Annotated in this window: 12 protein-coding genes; 9 read left to right on the top strand and 3 right to left on the bottom strand. The window is 49.8% G+C overall.

Annotated features, from left to right (window positions below; translation table 11 throughout):
• The coding region (locus tag GC101_RS22650) for a copper amine oxidase N-terminal domain-containing protein (RefSeq protein WP_171719119.1) at positions 1–1,900 on the top strand (1,900 nt) is incomplete at its 5' end.
• A 74-nt stretch (positions 1,901–1,974) separates the two neighbouring features.
• Here GC101_RS22650 and GC101_RS22645 read toward each other — a convergent pair.
• Together GC101_RS22645 and GC101_RS36600 are read right to left on the bottom strand one after the other, a co-directional pair.
• Positions 1,975–3,078 (bottom strand): response regulator, encoded by a 1,104-nt coding sequence (locus GC101_RS22645; protein ID WP_171719118.1) that lies wholly within the window; start codon positions 3,076–3,078, stop codon positions 1,975–1,977.
• Positions 3,079–3,090: 12 nt separating this feature from the next.
• Positions 3,091–3,222 (bottom strand): hypothetical protein, encoded by a 132-nt coding sequence (locus GC101_RS36600; RefSeq protein WP_281365913.1) that lies wholly within the window; start codon positions 3,220–3,222, stop codon positions 3,091–3,093.
• Positions 3,223–3,480: 258 nt separating this feature from the next.
• On the opposite strand from GC101_RS36600, the gene GC101_RS22640 reads away from it, so the two are divergent.
• The 6 genes from GC101_RS22640 to GC101_RS22615 all read left to right on the top strand — a co-directional run bounded on the left by GC101_RS22640 (position 3,481) and on the right by GC101_RS22615 (position 12,092).
• Positions 3,481–4,638, top strand: a complete 1,158-nt coding sequence (locus GC101_RS22640) for a cobalamin-independent methionine synthase II family protein (RefSeq protein WP_171719117.1) — start codon at positions 3,481–3,483, stop codon at positions 4,636–4,638.
• Positions 4,639–4,896: 258 nt separating this feature from the next.
• On the top strand, positions 4,897–5,970 hold the full coding sequence (locus GC101_RS22635; protein ID WP_171719116.1) for an ABC transporter substrate-binding protein: 1,074 nt from the start codon (positions 4,897–4,899) through the stop codon (positions 5,968–5,970).
• Between the two features lies 1 nt (position 5,971).
• A complete protein-coding gene (locus GC101_RS22630; RefSeq protein WP_171719115.1) occupies positions 5,972–6,748 on the top strand; it encodes an IucA/IucC family C-terminal-domain containing protein in 777 nt (258 codons plus the stop codon).
• 51 nt (positions 6,749–6,799) lie between these two features.
• Positions 6,800–8,488 (top strand): helix-turn-helix domain-containing protein, encoded by a 1,689-nt coding sequence (locus GC101_RS22625; protein ID WP_171719114.1) that lies wholly within the window; start codon positions 6,800–6,802, stop codon positions 8,486–8,488.
• Positions 8,489–8,658: 170 nt separating this feature from the next.
• Entirely contained in the window at positions 8,659–10,371 is a 1,713-nt protein-coding gene (locus GC101_RS22620) for an ABC transporter ATP-binding protein (RefSeq protein ID WP_171719113.1), read from the top strand.
• Positions 10,368–12,092 (top strand): ABC transporter ATP-binding protein, encoded by a 1,725-nt coding sequence (locus tag GC101_RS22615; RefSeq protein WP_171719112.1) that lies wholly within the window; start codon positions 10,368–10,370, stop codon positions 12,090–12,092. Before GC101_RS22620 ends, GC101_RS22615 begins: the two co-directional genes overlap by 4 nt.
• Positions 12,093–12,135: 43 nt before the next feature.
• Here the strand turns inward: GC101_RS22615 and GC101_RS22610 are convergent, their stop codons facing one another.
• Positions 12,136–13,047 (bottom strand): SDR family oxidoreductase, encoded by a 912-nt coding sequence (locus GC101_RS22610; RefSeq protein WP_171719111.1) that lies wholly within the window; start codon positions 13,045–13,047, stop codon positions 12,136–12,138.
• A 202-nt stretch (positions 13,048–13,249) separates the two neighbouring features.
• On the opposite strand from GC101_RS22610, the gene GC101_RS22605 reads away from it, so the two are divergent.
• Entirely contained in the window at positions 13,250–14,521 is a 1,272-nt protein-coding gene (locus GC101_RS22605; RefSeq protein ID WP_171719110.1) for a carbohydrate-binding domain-containing protein, read from the top strand.
• Between the two features lie 254 nt (positions 14,522–14,775).
• Positions 14,776–15,534: a Fic family protein gene (locus GC101_RS22600; RefSeq protein WP_171719109.1), complete on the top strand. Its 759-nt coding sequence runs from the start codon at positions 14,776–14,778 to the stop codon at positions 15,532–15,534.
• Positions 15,535–15,536: the final 2 nt, after the last annotated feature.

The following is a 15,536-nucleotide window of genomic DNA, read 5'->3' as shown; positions in this document are numbered from 1 at the left end:
TGATGCAGCTGTGACCGAAGCAGAAGCACTGCTGGTCGAAGTACCAGTAGGCGAAGGCGTTGGCCAATATCCGTCAGAAGCAGTCGATGTGTTAAAAGCAGCCATCAAGGCAGCCAAAGAAGTGTTTGAACATCCAGCAACTCAGGCGCAGATCGATGAGGCCAAAGCTACATTAGAAGCAGCAATCACAACATTTGAAGCTGCAGTGAATAAAGAAGGCAGCAGCGAAGAAGCTGATACAGCTGTGACCGAAGCAGAAGCATTGCTGGTTGATGTACCAATAGGCGAAGGCGTAGGCCAATACCCGGCTGAAGCCGTAGAAGTGTTGAAAGCTGCGATCGCAGCAGCGAAAGAAGTGTTCAGTAACCCGGCAACACAAGCACAAATTGACGCAGCGAAAGCAACGTTGGAAGCGGCAATCAAGACATTTGAAGCTGCGGTTAATACAAAAGGCAGCAGCGAAGAAGCTGGCGCAGTGGTAAACGAAGCACAAACGCTGCTGAAAGACAGCATCGTAGGCGAAGGCGTAGGCCAATATCCGGCTGAAGCTGTAAAAGCGTTGGAAGCCGCGATCGCAGCAGCGAAGGAAGTGTTCAGTAACCCAGCAACACAAACACAAATCGACGCAGCGAAAGCGACGTTGGAAGCAGCGGTGGCAGCCTTTGAAGCGGCAGTCATCAAGGCTGGAAATGCCGGAGAGATTCAAGCCCAAATTACTGAAGCGACAACCCTTTTAAATGAAAGCACTGAGGGCAACGGCGTAGGCCAGTATCCGGCGGGTTCCAAAGCAATCCTGCAAGCTGCAATTACGGCGGCGGAAAATGTCATCCGTACGGCGGCAACACAAGCAGAGATTGACAAGGCTAATGAGCAATTAACAGCGGCTTATAATACGTTCCGGGCAGCTGTAATCAAAACTGCACCGGTAGATTCGTATACACCGCCGGTTAGCACCAATACCCCACCGGCAGCTACACAGCCTGTGACACAGTCGTCTACCAAAATTACAGATGGGCTGAACACAGTTGAAACCGGTCAAGGTACGGTAAAAACAGCTGCGTCTGAGGTTCAAGCGATCATGAAGGCTGCCAAGCCGGTTATTCTTGAATCTACGCTTGGTGTAATTGATTTTGGTAAGAATGGCTTAAACGTACCGGAGCTCAAACTAGGATTAGGTGCTTCCCTGGAGTTAGGAATACTTATGACAGAGAAGTCCAAAACCGATGAGGTGTTGGCAGGAGCCAAGCTGGATCAGGCGGGCATGCAGCCGCTTGGCGGGAAGGTTCTGGACCTGATTGCCCAGCTGAATTATTCGAACGGCACCAGCACGAGAATCAAGAGCTTCGCTGAACCGGTCAAAGTCACAATTAACTTGAAGGAGTTAGGATTGACCGGTGATACGACCAACCTGACAGCGGTTCGATTCGTACCTCAGGCAGACGGCACGTATAAGACGATCAAGCTTGGCGGGGTCTATATCCCGGCAACGAATAGCTTTGAGTTCTATACGGACAGCTTCAGCTTGTACAGCATCGTTAAGGCCGATTCGGTCACCAAGATTACGTTCAAGGTTGACAGCAAGGAGTATTCAATTGGAACACTTGCTAAGCAAAACGATGTGCCGCCTGTTATCCAGGAGCAAAGAACCCTGGTGCCGATCCGGGCTGTAGCGGAAGCCTTGGGTGCTGAAGTCAAGTGGGACCACGCAACCAAAACAGCTACCATTACGCTTGACGGTAAAGTGCTGACCATGACTTTGGGAGAATTGATTGAAGGCATGGACGTACCTGCGCAGGCGATTGACGGCAGAATCATGGTGCCGCTGCGTTACGTTTCGGAAGCCTTAGGAGCTTATGTCATGTGGTTCCCGCAAGACAAACGGATCGAGATTATCCGTTAGTATCATCCTAATCTAAAAAGCCGGTTGCCTGTTTCAGGGCAATCGGCTTTTGTCTGCTTATATAAACTTTCTGCTTATCTGTTTAATCTATGCATTAGCTCACGGATGGGGGTGCCCGGCTGTGTTCCCAGCTCCTGCAGCAGAACTTCCTCCAGCTTGCGGTACCGCCGGATGGCCTCGCTTGTTCTTCCGAGTCCGATCAACAGCCGGATGGCCTGTCCGGCGATATCCTCGCGCAGGGCGTCGATCCGGAGGATTTCATCATATGCCTGCAGTGCCTGCTCCATCTGATGCTGCTCGAGATAGATACGGGCGGCCAACTCTTGCAGCTCTATATAATCCTGCTCCAGGCGGCGCGCCTTGGTGCTGGCCCATTCGTAGGTTTTACCCTTAAGAAAAGGTCCGGTATACAAAGCTGCTGCCTGTTTCAGTAATTCCGTATGCCCGTCCCGGTTCATTCTGATTTCTCTCAGCAAACGCTCGAATGCATACAGGTCACAGGACAGGGAATTCTCCACAATCTGTACCTCATTCCGGTCAGGCAGCAGGCATACCTTAAGCCCGCTTTCACTGATAGCTTTGCGGATATAATACAGATTGCTATTCAGGTTGTTGCTTGCCTTCCCGGATTCAAACCCGCCCCACAGGGTGTCCATGATCTCGTCACGGCTGACAGAGCGTTTGTACAGGAGATAAGCGAACAGCTCCTCCGTCTTGGGGCTCCTCAGCCTGAGAGGCTTCCTGTCCGGTCCGGGGTGCAGCAGCTTAAAGCCGCCGAACATGCATACCTCCAGCACAGGCTCCACCTCCGGCCGCCTCGGCCGCCTCCTTATTTTATCCAGAGTCTGTCTCACCCGTTCCGCAGAAACCGGCTTCAGCAGATAGTCAGTTGCGCTGGCGTCGAACGCCTGAAGTGCATATTCCTCATAGCCGGTAACGAATACCACGTCCATGGCCTCATATAGCTCATGAAGCTGCCGGGATAACTTCATCCCGCTTACCTCTGGCATGGAAATATCCAGAAAAGCAATATCGATAGGGTTGTCCCTGGCATATTCATAGGCCTTCACCGGATTCTGGAAGGTCTGGCAGATCACGACCTCTCCGCTCTCGGACAGAACCCAGCTAAGCTGATTAAGTGAAAGCCGTTCATCATCGACAATTATCGCCCGAAGCATATGTTCACCTCCTTATTCTTTTTTAGCCACATCTGCCCTCTGCCAATCTTCCGGCAGCCCTGGACGATATTCCCTGCCGTTATCTTTAATGGCAAACCGGACCGCACCATTCTCCAGCCGGCCCAGCTGCTCCTTGATCATCATGAGTCATTAGTCCTAGAAATCCCAATCAGCCATTAATATTAGCAAATTACACATGGGCTTTCAATTAGAATTCACACCGGGAAAAGTCTATTTGTGTCGGCACAGAGGAAAAATGGTACGGACACTACATAACAGATCCTTACTATACCTTTTGACTATAACCAGATATCATTTTTAAGTGTTACGTACCTCTAAGTCCTCCATGCTAGAATTTAGACACAAGAGAAAGAGATGTATGAGAATAGAGGAGGACTATATATGTGCAATAGATTTCAAATCGTAGGCAGCCTGCTGCGTCCGGCGGAGCTATTAGAATATAAACAGCAGATTGAACACCGTGATGATATCCAGTATCCCTTTTACCAGGACTTTCAGGGGTATGAAAAGTGTGAATCGGAGGCCATTCAGGCCGTAGTGGATAAAGAAAGAGACAATGGGTTGTCCATTCTTACGGATGGGGAATATTCCAAATCGATGTGGCATCTGGACTTCGTCTGGGGCTTCCAGGGGATTGACCGCTATATCGCGGATCATGGATATTTCTTCAGAGATATAGATGGAGCTTCCAAATATGAGACCAGAAAAGATATCGGTCTGCGCATTACAGGTGAATTAGGCGGAAAGAACCATCATTTCATTCATGCCTATAAGAAGCTTCAGGCTCTTGCCGGCGACCGTGAGACCAAGCTGTGCGTACCTTCGCCATCCCATATTTTTGGTGAGCTGTCCTGGTCGGATAACATTGGCAGTACAGGAGTGTATAAGGACAAAGATGAGCTGAAAGACGGTCTGGTTAAGGCTTATAAGGATTTTGTAGGGGAATTCGCTGCTGCAGGAGGACAAATTCTGCAATTCGACGATTGCTTATGGGAGTTATTTGCCGATGATAACCCGAACTCTCCATTTACCGGCGAGAAAATCAATCATGAGGAAGTACAGGGTCTGGCTGCAGAATTTATTGACATCAACAACACCATTATTGATTATGGTCATAGCTTAGGCCTAAAAATGTGGACGCATAACTGCCGCGGCAACTACGATTCCCGTAATATGGGCGGCGGCTCGTATGCCAAGATTGCGAATCTGTTCCTGAAGCAGCTGAAGTATGACCGCTTCTTCCTGGAATGGGATGATGACCGTGCAGGCTCTCTGGAGGCGCTGGCGGTGTTCAAAGATAAACCGGAGACGGAAATTGTACTTGGATTGCTGTCTTCCAAAACGAATACGCTTGACGATGAGGCCCGTGTAGTTCAAATGCTGGATGAAGCATCAAAAATTATTGATAAGGACAGATTGTTACTGTCCCATCAATGCGGGTTCGCGTCCTGCGATGGCGGTAATGAATTAACGGAAGATGAGCAGTGGGCGAAGATTAGACAAGGACAAGAGATTGCCCTGCAATATTGGGGTAATTAATAGTTAATTCAGTTAAATAGCGGGAGTAGCCTCCCTTCCTAAGACTGCCGGTATTACCGGCGGTCTTTTTATATTGGATGGTCCGGGTTCCGGAGAAGCGATATTGTATATAGGAGCCGGGCTGCTATGAAACACAATGTCGCATTAATCCGGCTGCAATGTCGCAAAAGTACATGGAAACGGAGCAGGCAGATCGATTATACTCACTTTACGAATATGATAATGAAAATCATTATCACACAAAAAGGGGGAGTCAGCATGAAGAGAGCAGCAAAGAGCCAGACAACCGGCAGCAGGGTATACGCCGCTCAGAAATCAGGACTATTAATGATATGGATGCTGGCACTGGTACTTGTGCTGACGGCTTGCGGCACTGGAGGAGACACTAATGGAGGCACAGCAGCGCAGCCGTCTGCAGCAGCTTCAGCGGAGTCGTCTGCGTCACCTGATACAGAGGTGCAGTCGTCGCCAGAGGCGCAGGCTGCTTCGGCTTTTCCGGTAACGATCACACACCTGAAGGGCGAATATACACTGACGGAGAAGCCGAAGGTGATTGCAGCGCTTGATGTGAAATTCGTCGATCAATTGATAGCGGTTGGCGAGCGCCCGGCGGGCAGCGTTGTGGCTGGGACGAAGGACGAATTCCCGGAATATTTGAACGCCCAATTGGGTGATGTGAAGGTCCTTGGCACACGGGATGAGCCCAATCTTGAGGCTATTGTGGCGCTGAATCCGGATCTTATATTGATGACCGACTTTCAGGAGGAGGTATATGACAGTGTCAGCCAAATTGCGCCTACAGTGGTGCTCGACTTCTACGAGGATTGGCGGGATACGCTGGCTGTCATCGGTACGATAACAGGTAAGCAGGCGGAGGCAGAGACCGTGCGTCAGGCTTACGGGGACAAAATCACCGGACTGCGGGAGCAGCTGGCAGCGAAGCTGGGCGATGAAACCGTAGCGCTGATTCGTCCGAGACCGGAGGGAATCCGTGTACATGGTCCCGAACACCGGACCGGAAGCATTCTTTATGAGGATTTGGGGTTAAATGCCCCGGCCTTCGTTCAGGAGATTAAAGATGACACTTCCGTTGAAATTTCGATGGAGACAGTCGCTGATGTCGGAGCAGATCATTATTTCCTGCTGTCGGATGATCTGTTCGCCAAAGAGGCAGAGGCTCTGGCAGGCAGCCCGGTCTGGAAATCACTTGATGCCGTCAAGAATAACCGTGCCTATGACGTGAATTCAACGCTCTGGATCGCTTACTATGGCCCCATTGCACTCAATATTATTGTAGATCAGGCCTCGGAAGCACTGCTGGGAACGCATTGAAATGGACAACTATCTGTCGTCGGCCTCCTGGAGGGACGTGGCGGAGGATTACCGGCTGTGGCTGGGCGGTCCGCCTAAAGACAGCATCCGCACCTTTGCCCTGAGCCAGCTGCAGGAAGAAGCGGCATGCCGCGAATATGTAAGCTGGCTTAAGGATTATATCGGCGCGCCGGATATGCAGGTTGCGGCTTCTATGCTGGCTAAGCGGATCGGCTATCTGTGGATCGCGCCGTTGCTGACTGCGATGACCTTTCATAACCGGGAAGTCTCCTTCCCGCTGGACAATAGCTTCCTCTATCATCCGGCTTCCCCGGCGTTTATAGGGGATACGCATTTTCCTTTCCTGGCGGTGAACGGGCTTCGAACAGCCTCCCCACCGGAAGACAGGGAGGCGTGGCGGGAGGCGGTTATAGAGGAGATTTTTGCGGTACAGCTTGCCCCGCTGCTGCAGACCCTTGCCGCCATAGGACCCGTCCCGATGGCGGTGCTTTGGGAGAATATCATGGTGCGCATTGCCCCGCTATATTCTCCTGGAACAGACGAATCCGGGCAAGACAGGCAGCGGATGCAAGCCGATTTCGCTTTTCTGACCCGGATGGCCCCCGGAGAGTTGTTTGGTTCAAGGCGCAATCCGTTTACCCGGTTCACAGAGCATTATGACGAGGCGACGGTTGCGAAGAACAAGCGCAGTACCTGCTGCTTCTATTACCGGATGTCAGGGGAGTATTGCAGGAAATGCCCGAAAATTGACAATGAGAATGAATCTCAATTAAAATGACAACAAGCACGTCCGTCTAGCAGAGGATGCTATTGTCAGGAGATGAGAGAAATGCCGCTGCAGGAGCAGGCAAGTTTATGGAGTGATACGGCGATCAAGACGCTTGACGTACGCAGCGGTACTTTGCCGCCCGGCGGTGTTCTGCGCGAAGCGGGATTGTCAGCCAATCTGTTATTGCTGGCAGGCGGCGGGGAAGGGAGGCTTGTGATGAATGGCGAGGTTCGCCGTATCCAGGCCTCTTTTGTCTGCCACGCTGTTAAGGGGTCGGCATTTACGATGACTGCCGGACCGGAGAACATTCATTATACCGTTATTCTCTACAAGGCTGTTCCAATGGCGGGAGCCGCCCGTGTACTGTTCCCGCAGCGCAACCACCCGCTGCGCACTTCGTTTATTCATCATCCCGCACATCCGGCGGAGCTGCATCAGACAGCGGACAAGCTCATAGCCAAATGGAGCCGGGGAGAAGGGCTGGAACGCTTCCATACCAATACGCTGCTGCAAGGAATGCTGTACGAGCTTATTATGGAGCATGAACGCGGTCAGGGCGGCGCGGAGCCGGATATGGTGGAGATTGTTGCTGCCTATATAGCGGGGCATTACCGTCAGGAGCTGGAGCTTAAAGAGCTGGCTGCGCTTGCCGGATGCGGCGCAAGACAGCTGCAGCGGCGGTTCAAGCAGGAGAAGCTGCTCGGCCCGATGGAATATGTGATCCGGCTGCGGATGGAGAGCGCAGAACGGATGCTGCGTCATACGGATGCCCCCATCGGCGAAATCGCTGAAAGAACAGGCTACCGCGACATGTATTACTTCAGCAGGGCGTTCAAGAAATATTATGGAGTCCCCCCGCAGCTCTACAGGCGGACTGCCGCTTCAGTGCCCGGTGCGGGCGCTGCGTATTCCGGGCTGCCGGACCCGGTAATCAGCCATATGCGGGGCGAATATAACGTCACTGCTTCTCCGCAGCGAATCGCTGTACTTGATGTTCAATATGCTGACCATTTGCTTGCGCTTGGGCTGTCACCCGCAGGAAGTGTAGGATTGGGCGGTGCAGTGTTGAAATTCCCCCAATATATCCGGGAAAGGCTTAAGGCAACGGAAATGCTCGGAACCTACGAGTACCCGGACCTGCAGGCTGTGGAACGGCTGCAGCCGGATTTGATTATCTGTACCGAGGTGCATGATCCGCATTATGAACGCTTAAGCCGGATTGCTCCCACTATCATGTTTCGGCGCAACGAGAGCTGGCAGACGATTCTGAGCCTGCTCGGTGAACTGACGGACAAGCGGGCCCAGGCGGAACGTATTATTGCCGATTACCTTCGCCGCACGGCATTGCTCTCAGAAGAGCTTGCCCCGGTGCTGGCAGGCAAGAGCGTGGCTCTGATCCGCCCGCGGGAGTCACTGGTCCGCGTACATACGGCTTCGCACCGCACAGGCGCTGTGCTCTACCGGGACCTGGGTCTGCCTGCTCCGCTATTTGTCGCAGATACCTCCGACACGGCGTATCATATTTCCGTCGACAGGCTGCCGGCAGTACATGCCAGCCACTACTTTTGGCTAAGCAACGAGCTGCTGCAGGATGACCTGGCTGTGACCGAGCAGAACGTCCGGGGCTTGCTGGATGCAGATGAACGGCAGCGTATATACCCGGTGGATGCCGCTACATGGATCGGCTGCTATGGGCCGACAGGCATCAATTGCATTGTGGACCAGGTAGCCCGCGCCCTGCTGGCCTGAGCGGTGCCAATCCCAATAGATTCTATTAGATTTAGCTGGTTATTGCTTCATAAACACCTGTCATTGGCAGGTGTTTTTATCATTTCTTTCATACGAACATTCGTGCTACAATTTCGTTTGTGAATATATGGAAGGGGCTGCGTGAGTCTATGACAAAGAGGCAATGGGTCATGAAATTTATGCTGATGCACAAATGGGTTTTTCTATGCGGGTTCATGATCACTACGTTAATGACGTTGGTCAACCTGATTTATCCGTTCCTGGGCGGGAAGATGATCAATATCGCTTTTTATGATAAGGACATGAGCGCCTTCTTGGATCTATGTCTGATCTATGCCGGCATACTCTTGTTCAATCAGTTTGTGGTTGCAACGTTAAACAATCTTATTTCGTCGCAGATGATGACCGGGTTTGTCTTCGATATCCGGCGGGCTCTGTTCAACAAGATATTACATAAAAAAGGCAAAGACCTCTCCGGGATGTACAGCGGGGATATGATCAGCCGGATGAACCACGACGCTACGGATATAATGAATCTCGTCTTCTGGAGCGGACTGTGGGGTTACTCCAACTTGCTGCATATCCTATTCGCTGTCTGTTTTATGTTTTACTACAATGTACTGCTGGGTGCTTTTACGGTCGTTCTGGTTCCCGCCGTGTTTTTTGCCTCGAAATATTTCAAGACCAGAGCGCAACAGGTCAACAAGGAGCTTCGGGCGGAACAGGGTAAGCTATCCTCGTATTTATTCGAAATTGTGAAGAATCTGCAGGACGTCAAAATCCTTAACGCAGGTAAAAAAGTAACAAGCACTTATCTAAGGAAAACGGCTGCCATTAATAAAATGAATGTGGAAAACGGAAAAATCGGAGTGACCACAGAAAGGGTGAATGCATTCATCACGCTTGCCGCACAATTGCTCATATTTGTCATCTGCGCCTATTTCATTGTTAAAGGCCAAATGCAGCTTGGTGTGTTTGTAGCCGCGATAAGCTATTTCAATATGGCCGTGAATTACTTCAGCTCCATTAACGGCAAAATTACCGATGTCTGGGGGCAGAGAGTCTCCCTGCAGCGTGTCGTGGATATTCTGAATGAGGATGAAGAGGATTACCAGGAAAACCAGCCTCCGCAGCCCATAAAAGAGGGCCTGATTGAATTTAATAATGTCACCTTCGGATACAGTGAAGACAGACAGGTTCTGAACGGGTTCAATCTCCGCGTCGATGCAGGCAGCACGATTGGCATCGTCGGAAGGAGCGGCGCGGGTAAAACAACGATGGGTAACCTGCTCTACAATCTGTATCAAGTGGACAGCGGCGAGCTTCTGATCGACGGTGTGAATGTTAATGACTATAACCTGCATAGCTTGCGGAGCCAGGTGGGGATTGTCCATCAGGAGACTATTCTGTACGATCAGACCCTGCGTTACAATCTTTCATTTACAAATCATAAGGATAATGATGAAGCCCTGATGGAAGCGATCAAGAAGGCCGCTCTGTATGATGTGGTCATGACCTTTCCGGACGGACTGGATACTCTGCTGGGGACGGGTGGACAGGAATTATCCGGCGGGCAGAAGCAGCGTCTGGCAATCGCAAGGATATTAGTTAAGAATCCGAAGATTCTGATCTTCGACGAAGCTACATCCTTCCTCGACAGCCGGAACGAAGCGCTGATCCGGAAGGTAATGCGTGAGCTCTCGCAGGACCGGACGCTGATCATCATCGCACACCGGTTCTCCACCATCCAGAGCTGTGATAGAATCGCGGTGTTAGCGGACGGTGTTGTCAAAGGCTACGATACTCACGACGTACTGATTACGGGCAATCCAACATACATAGACTTATTCAGCGAACAGTATGCAGGAGGTGAAGCTGTATGAAACGATGGGGCACCTATAAGGCCTTAACCCGGGATATAGACGGTATCCGAAAACCGCTCCTTGCGCTGGGGATGTTCAAGATATGGAGCTTAGTATTCGGGCTGATCCCCCTGTTCTTGTACTCGTTATTGGTTAACCGCGTTTTGGTAGATAAGCAGTTGAATGAGCTTTGGTTAATCATCAGCGGATATCTGGCGGTTTTCCTGCTTACTACAACCGGAATTGCCGTCAGTAAGCGGTTTTCTAACCAGTTAATCCTGAAATATGATCTGAGAATCAAGAATAAACTGCTCAAGAAGCTTATCAGCCTTGAACATGATGAATATAGCCAATATAGCATTGGCGATGTTAAGAGCCGGATTGAGAACGATTCGGCAATTGCCGGGAAATTTTTCGAGACGCATATCTTAGATTTTATTTACGCTGTTGTTTATGCTGTGGCGTTAGCAGTAATTCTACTATGTTATGATTGGCGGATTGCACTCATCAGTTTTATTTTTGTTCCGGTCTCTTTGGTAACGGTTAATTTTCTGGGAGGGAAAGCGAAGCTTACCGGAGAGGAGCTTTGGAAACTGCAGATTCAATATGAATCCTTTTTACACTCCAACTTTCAAAACTGGAAGGATATCAAAACCAATAATCTTGAAGACACCCAATTGGCTGAGCTAAACGGACATTACAAGAAGATCAGGCATGTGTGGTTTCTTAACCAGCTCTATATGCATCTGGGAATTACCTATTCGTTCTTCACCAAGAATTTCATTACCCAGCTGTTCATCTATTTTATCGGCGGATTATTTGTCATTAAAGGCTACTCGGAGGTTGGTGTGCTGCTTGTGTTTATCAGCTTTTACGGACAGTTCTTCGGATACATCGAGAACATTAGTAATTCCATGATGAACTTCAAGAATGACTCGGTGAGCATCGGTAAAGTGATCGGGCTTCTAAATATAGAAGCAGCTAAGAAGCCCTATAAGAAGATTGAAGGAACAGATATCAATGTTAACCAGCTGAAATTTGCCTATGAGGGGAACGATTCATTTGCGCTTGACGGTATATCATTCTCTGTGGGTAAGGGGGAGCATCTGGCGATCGTTGGACAAAGCGGCAGCGGCAAATCCACCATCGCCAAGCTGTTGACAGGGCAGATGGAACCACAAGGGGGAACAGTAAGCATTGGCGGCACAGATATCTCTTCGGTGAACAGTGAGAGTGTGTCCGACAAAGTGAGTATTGTTGTGCAGGAACCCGTTCTGTTCAATATGTCGATCAGAGACAACCTGCTGCTGGCCAAGGCCGGGGCAACCGACGCGGAATTGATCGAGTGCTGCCGCAGGGCGAGTATATATGATTTCATTGACACCTTGCCGGATCAATTGGATACGATTATTGGAGAAAAGGGTGTGAAGCTCTCCGGAGGCCAGAGACAGCGGTTATCGATTGCGCGTGCTTTTCTGCAGGACAGGGACATCATTATTTTCGACGAAAGCACAAGCGCGCTGGACAGCGAGAATGAGAGTGACATCATTAGCGAACTCAAGAGTCTTTCCTCCGGGAAAACCATGATCTCCATTGCGCACCGTCTATCTTCCATTCTGGACTGCGACAAGGTAATGGTTCTGCAAGCGGGCAGGGTCGCAGCCTTCGATACCCATGAGAACCTGTTTAACCGGAACGATGCCTATGATTTGCTGTTCCAGAATCAGTATAGGGCAGGTTGATATAAGGAGACCCGGATGCGTTCAGCGTCCGGGTTTTTGTATTTTATCTGTAGCCTTCAGCATCCGCCGGTTTACCGGCATCTACGACCTCAACCATGTAACGCCAGCAATCCGGCTGGGAGCCGTCCATATCTGTGTACCCGTAGACTTGCGCCAGCTCTCCGCTTGAGAGTGACCGTCCGTTCCATCTGGATAATTCGGGGTCTTGAGCAAGAGCAGCGACGGCCCGGCCTACATAACGTGGGGATTCCGAGATGATGAAGTGAGGCTCATTGGCAGAAGCATCCCGCCAGTTATCTTCTTGTATCCCATAGTGTTCGAGCATCATTTCTGAACGAAGCCAGCCTGGCGTGAGCGCCACCGCTGTACAGCCATAAGGCTTAAGCTCCTGGGCAAGAGCCCAGGCCATACGGGTCACGGAGGTTTTGGCCTGATCATAGAACATCGACACCCGGTAATTCTGATTGTTGTATTCAGCGATTCCGTCCGTCATCTCTACAATTAACCCATTCTTATTCTTAATCAGAAGAGGGAGCGCAAAATGGCTTGTAATGAGATGGGTATCTATCGCGAGCCGTAACATCCGCAGCCCCTTCTCAAGGGAATGCTCCCACAACGGAACATTCCATTCGATGATCTTTTCGGCGCCCCAGATATCATTCACGAGGATGTCGAGCCTGCCTTGCTCTTTTTCAATACGATTCACCAATGTCTCTACCTGGACAGGGTCCAGATGATCGACTTGAACCGGAATTCCGTGACCGCCAGCCCTGATGACAAGCTCTGCCGTTTCTTCTATGGTTTCAGGACGGTCATATTCGGAACGTTGGGCTAGCGTCGATCTTCCTGTCACATATACCGTTGCGCCCGCTGCCCCCAGCTCGGTAGCGATCCCCCGGCCAGCTCCCCTGGTAGCTCCGGCTACTAAAGCGATTTTTCCACGTAAATCCGTCATTTCGTTATTACCTCCTTTGTTGAATACAGCTTCATTATAGAGTATGGGAATGACATCTATTGTCATATATAGTTTAGTTTTCGCGGTTTAAGTTTGATTTAAGTGTTATGGCTTATGCTTGGAATAAGTCAGGTAGCGTTAATGCTTATTGAACGATAAACAGCCTATAGATGACTACTAACTATACGAGGAGTGTTAATACATGAAAATGATAAAGCTGAACAGCATAAGTGTCATTGCTCTTGCCGCATTACTTACTGTATCCGCCGCGGGTTGCTCTAATACACAAGAGGGCAGCGGGGTTGCTGCTGCAACCACTCCATCTGTAGCTCTAACCGTGTCACCAAGCGCAACATCCGCAGCAGAAGGTGCTGTTGTTGAATCACCGGAGGCTGCCGTTTCCGCTCTGGACACCACGGAATTATTCAGTGACCGGGATTTAGAACAGGCGGCGGATCTTACTGCTGCAACACCAATGAACCTGGAGAGCAATCAGGATGTGATACTGAGTGAGGAAGGCGTGTATGTTTTGAGTGGTGATGTGGACAATGTGACGGTAACGGTTGAGGCTGCCGACGATGCCAAAGTTCAGATCGTTCTTGACAGTGTGAGTATAACCAATGAAGATGCACCTGCCATTTATGTGAAAGCAGCGGATAAGGTATTCGTTACGTCCACTGACAGCGAGAACTATATGGAGGTGTCCGGAAGCTATGTGGCGGATGGGGAGACCAATTTGGATGCGGTTATTTTCTCAAGAGCAGATCTGACCCTGAATGGAACCGGAACCTTAGGCATTGTGTCGAGTCAAGGAAATGGGATCTCTTCCAAGGATGATCTCAAAATTACCGGAGGCGTGTATACCATAGAGTCCTCTGCGGATGCATTAGAAGCGAATGATGCGATTCTGATCCATGATGGAACGATCACGATTAATACACAGAAGGATGGATTGCATAGCGAGAACGAAGAGGATACTACCCTCGGGAATATCTATATCGAAGGTGGCACCTTAACAATCACTGCTGCTGACGATGCCATTACCGGCAACAACCTGGTTCAAATCGATGGCGGGATGATCAACATTAAGAGTGCAGTAGAAGGTATCGAGGCAAACAACATTATCGTAAATGAAGGTCAGATTACGTTGTATGCGACTGATGACGGTATAAATGCAACACCAAAAGTCAACGCGAATTCATCGATTGTGGTCAACGGCGGTACGATTGATGTAAGTATGGCTAGCGGGGATACGGATGCCTTTGATTCAAATGGTGACATCTATATCAATGGCGGGACCCTTAATGTAGAAGCGACTTCCGCTTTTGATGCAGATGGTACAGCTGAACTGAATGGCGGCACTGTCACGGTCAATGGCGAACAAATCACTGAAATCGCGGAATCACGCGGAGGCGGGTTCGGCGGTGGAGGTGGCCGGGGGGGCGCAGGTGGCGGTAGAGGAACAGGGCAATAATGAAGGGGAGTTTTTCCTAGAGTAGTTGGACGTATATATATTTATTTATAAAAACCGGTTGTGGTATAGTAAAGGCAGGAATAGAGTAAAATGCAAAGAGAGACGTGCATCGGGCGCGACTTCTTATTCATATTATATAGCCCTTTTTAAGGTGGAGACTTCAAAATAACAGTTAGGAGATAGACCGTTTCCTTTGGATTAGGGCGGTCTATTTCTTTTTTAAGATAGTTAAGCGAAGGAAAGGAGCAGGCAGGATGAGCTACCCTGAATTAATGCGCAAAAAAGATTTATATGAACAAGCCAAAGACACACTTCCGGAAATCACTTTAAAAAGCTATGTGCAGGCTTTCGAACTGGAATATACGCATAACTCAACTGCCATTGAAGGGAATACGTTAACCCTTTTGGAAACCAAGGTGGTTTTGGAGGAAGGGTTGTCTGTAGGCGGCAAGATGCTGCGGGAAATTTACGAGGTCATTAATCATAATAAAGCTTACCAGTATGTTAAAGCCTGCATTGATCAGAGAAAACCGTTGGATGAAGGCATTATTAAAGATATTCATGCTGTACTGACTGAGAATATAATGGTGGGCGGTATCTACCGGAATGTAGAGGTATATATATCTGGAGCGGCCCATACACCACCAGTACTGGGTGAAATGTACCGCCAGGTACAAAACTTTTACGCTGATTTAGCTGAAAAGGATGTCACCAACGTTATTGAGCTTGCAGCATGGACCCATGCCGAATTCGTGCGTATCCTTCCGTTCGCCGATGGGAACGGCAGAACTTCGCGGTTGATTATGAACTATCAACTGCTGTCTCACGGTTATCTTCCTGTCTCTATTGCCAAGGAATCCCGGCTGGATTACTTCAATGCACTAGAAGCCTATGCTATGAATCGGGACTTGAAGCTCTTTGCTGATATGATCGCCTCGCTGGAAGAGCAGCAGCTTGACCGCTATCTGGGGATGATTGAGCGGCAGGGGCAGAGACAACAGCAATTCGAGTGAAC

It is taken from the genome of Paenibacillus phytohabitans, assembly GCF_013141775.1.
Classification (GTDB): Bacteria; Bacillota; Bacilli; order Paenibacillales; family Paenibacillaceae; genus Paenibacillus_AQ; species Paenibacillus_AQ phytohabitans.
Note: the sequence above shows the minus strand (reverse complement) of the source record. Positions and strands in the feature narration are given on the sequence as shown.

Bases quoted from the DNA above. Each gene is read 5' to 3' on its own strand.
- GC101_RS22625 (WP_171719114.1), top strand. From the start codon at position 6,800: ATGCCGCTGCAGGAGCAGGCAAGTTTATGGAGTGATACGGCGATCAAG.
- GC101_RS36600 (WP_281365913.1), bottom strand. From the start codon at position 3,222: ATGATGATCAAGGAGCAGCTGGGCCGGCTGGAGAATGGTGCGGTCCGG.
- GC101_RS22615 (WP_171719112.1), top strand. From the start codon at position 10,368: ATGAAACGATGGGGCACCTATAAGGCCTTAACCCGGGATATAGACGGT.
- GC101_RS22610 (WP_171719111.1), bottom strand. From the start codon at position 13,047: ATGACGGATTTACGTGGAAAAATCGCTTTAGTAGCCGGAGCTACCAGG.
- GC101_RS22635 (WP_171719116.1), top strand. From the start codon at position 4,897: ATGAAGAGAGCAGCAAAGAGCCAGACAACCGGCAGCAGGGTATACGCC.
- GC101_RS22645 (WP_171719118.1), bottom strand. From the start codon at position 3,078: ATGCTTCGGGCGATAATTGTCGATGATGAACGGCTTTCACTTAATCAG.
- GC101_RS22620 (WP_171719113.1), top strand. From the start codon at position 8,659: ATGAAATTTATGCTGATGCACAAATGGGTTTTTCTATGCGGGTTCATG.
- GC101_RS22605 (WP_171719110.1), top strand. From the start codon at position 13,250: ATGAAAATGATAAAGCTGAACAGCATAAGTGTCATTGCTCTTGCCGCA.
- GC101_RS22600 (WP_171719109.1), top strand. From the start codon at position 14,776: ATGAGCTACCCTGAATTAATGCGCAAAAAAGATTTATATGAACAAGCC.
- GC101_RS22640 (WP_171719117.1), top strand. From the start codon at position 3,481: ATGTGCAATAGATTTCAAATCGTAGGCAGCCTGCTGCGTCCGGCGGAG.
- GC101_RS22630 (WP_171719115.1), top strand. From the start codon at position 5,972: ATGGACAACTATCTGTCGTCGGCCTCCTGGAGGGACGTGGCGGAGGAT.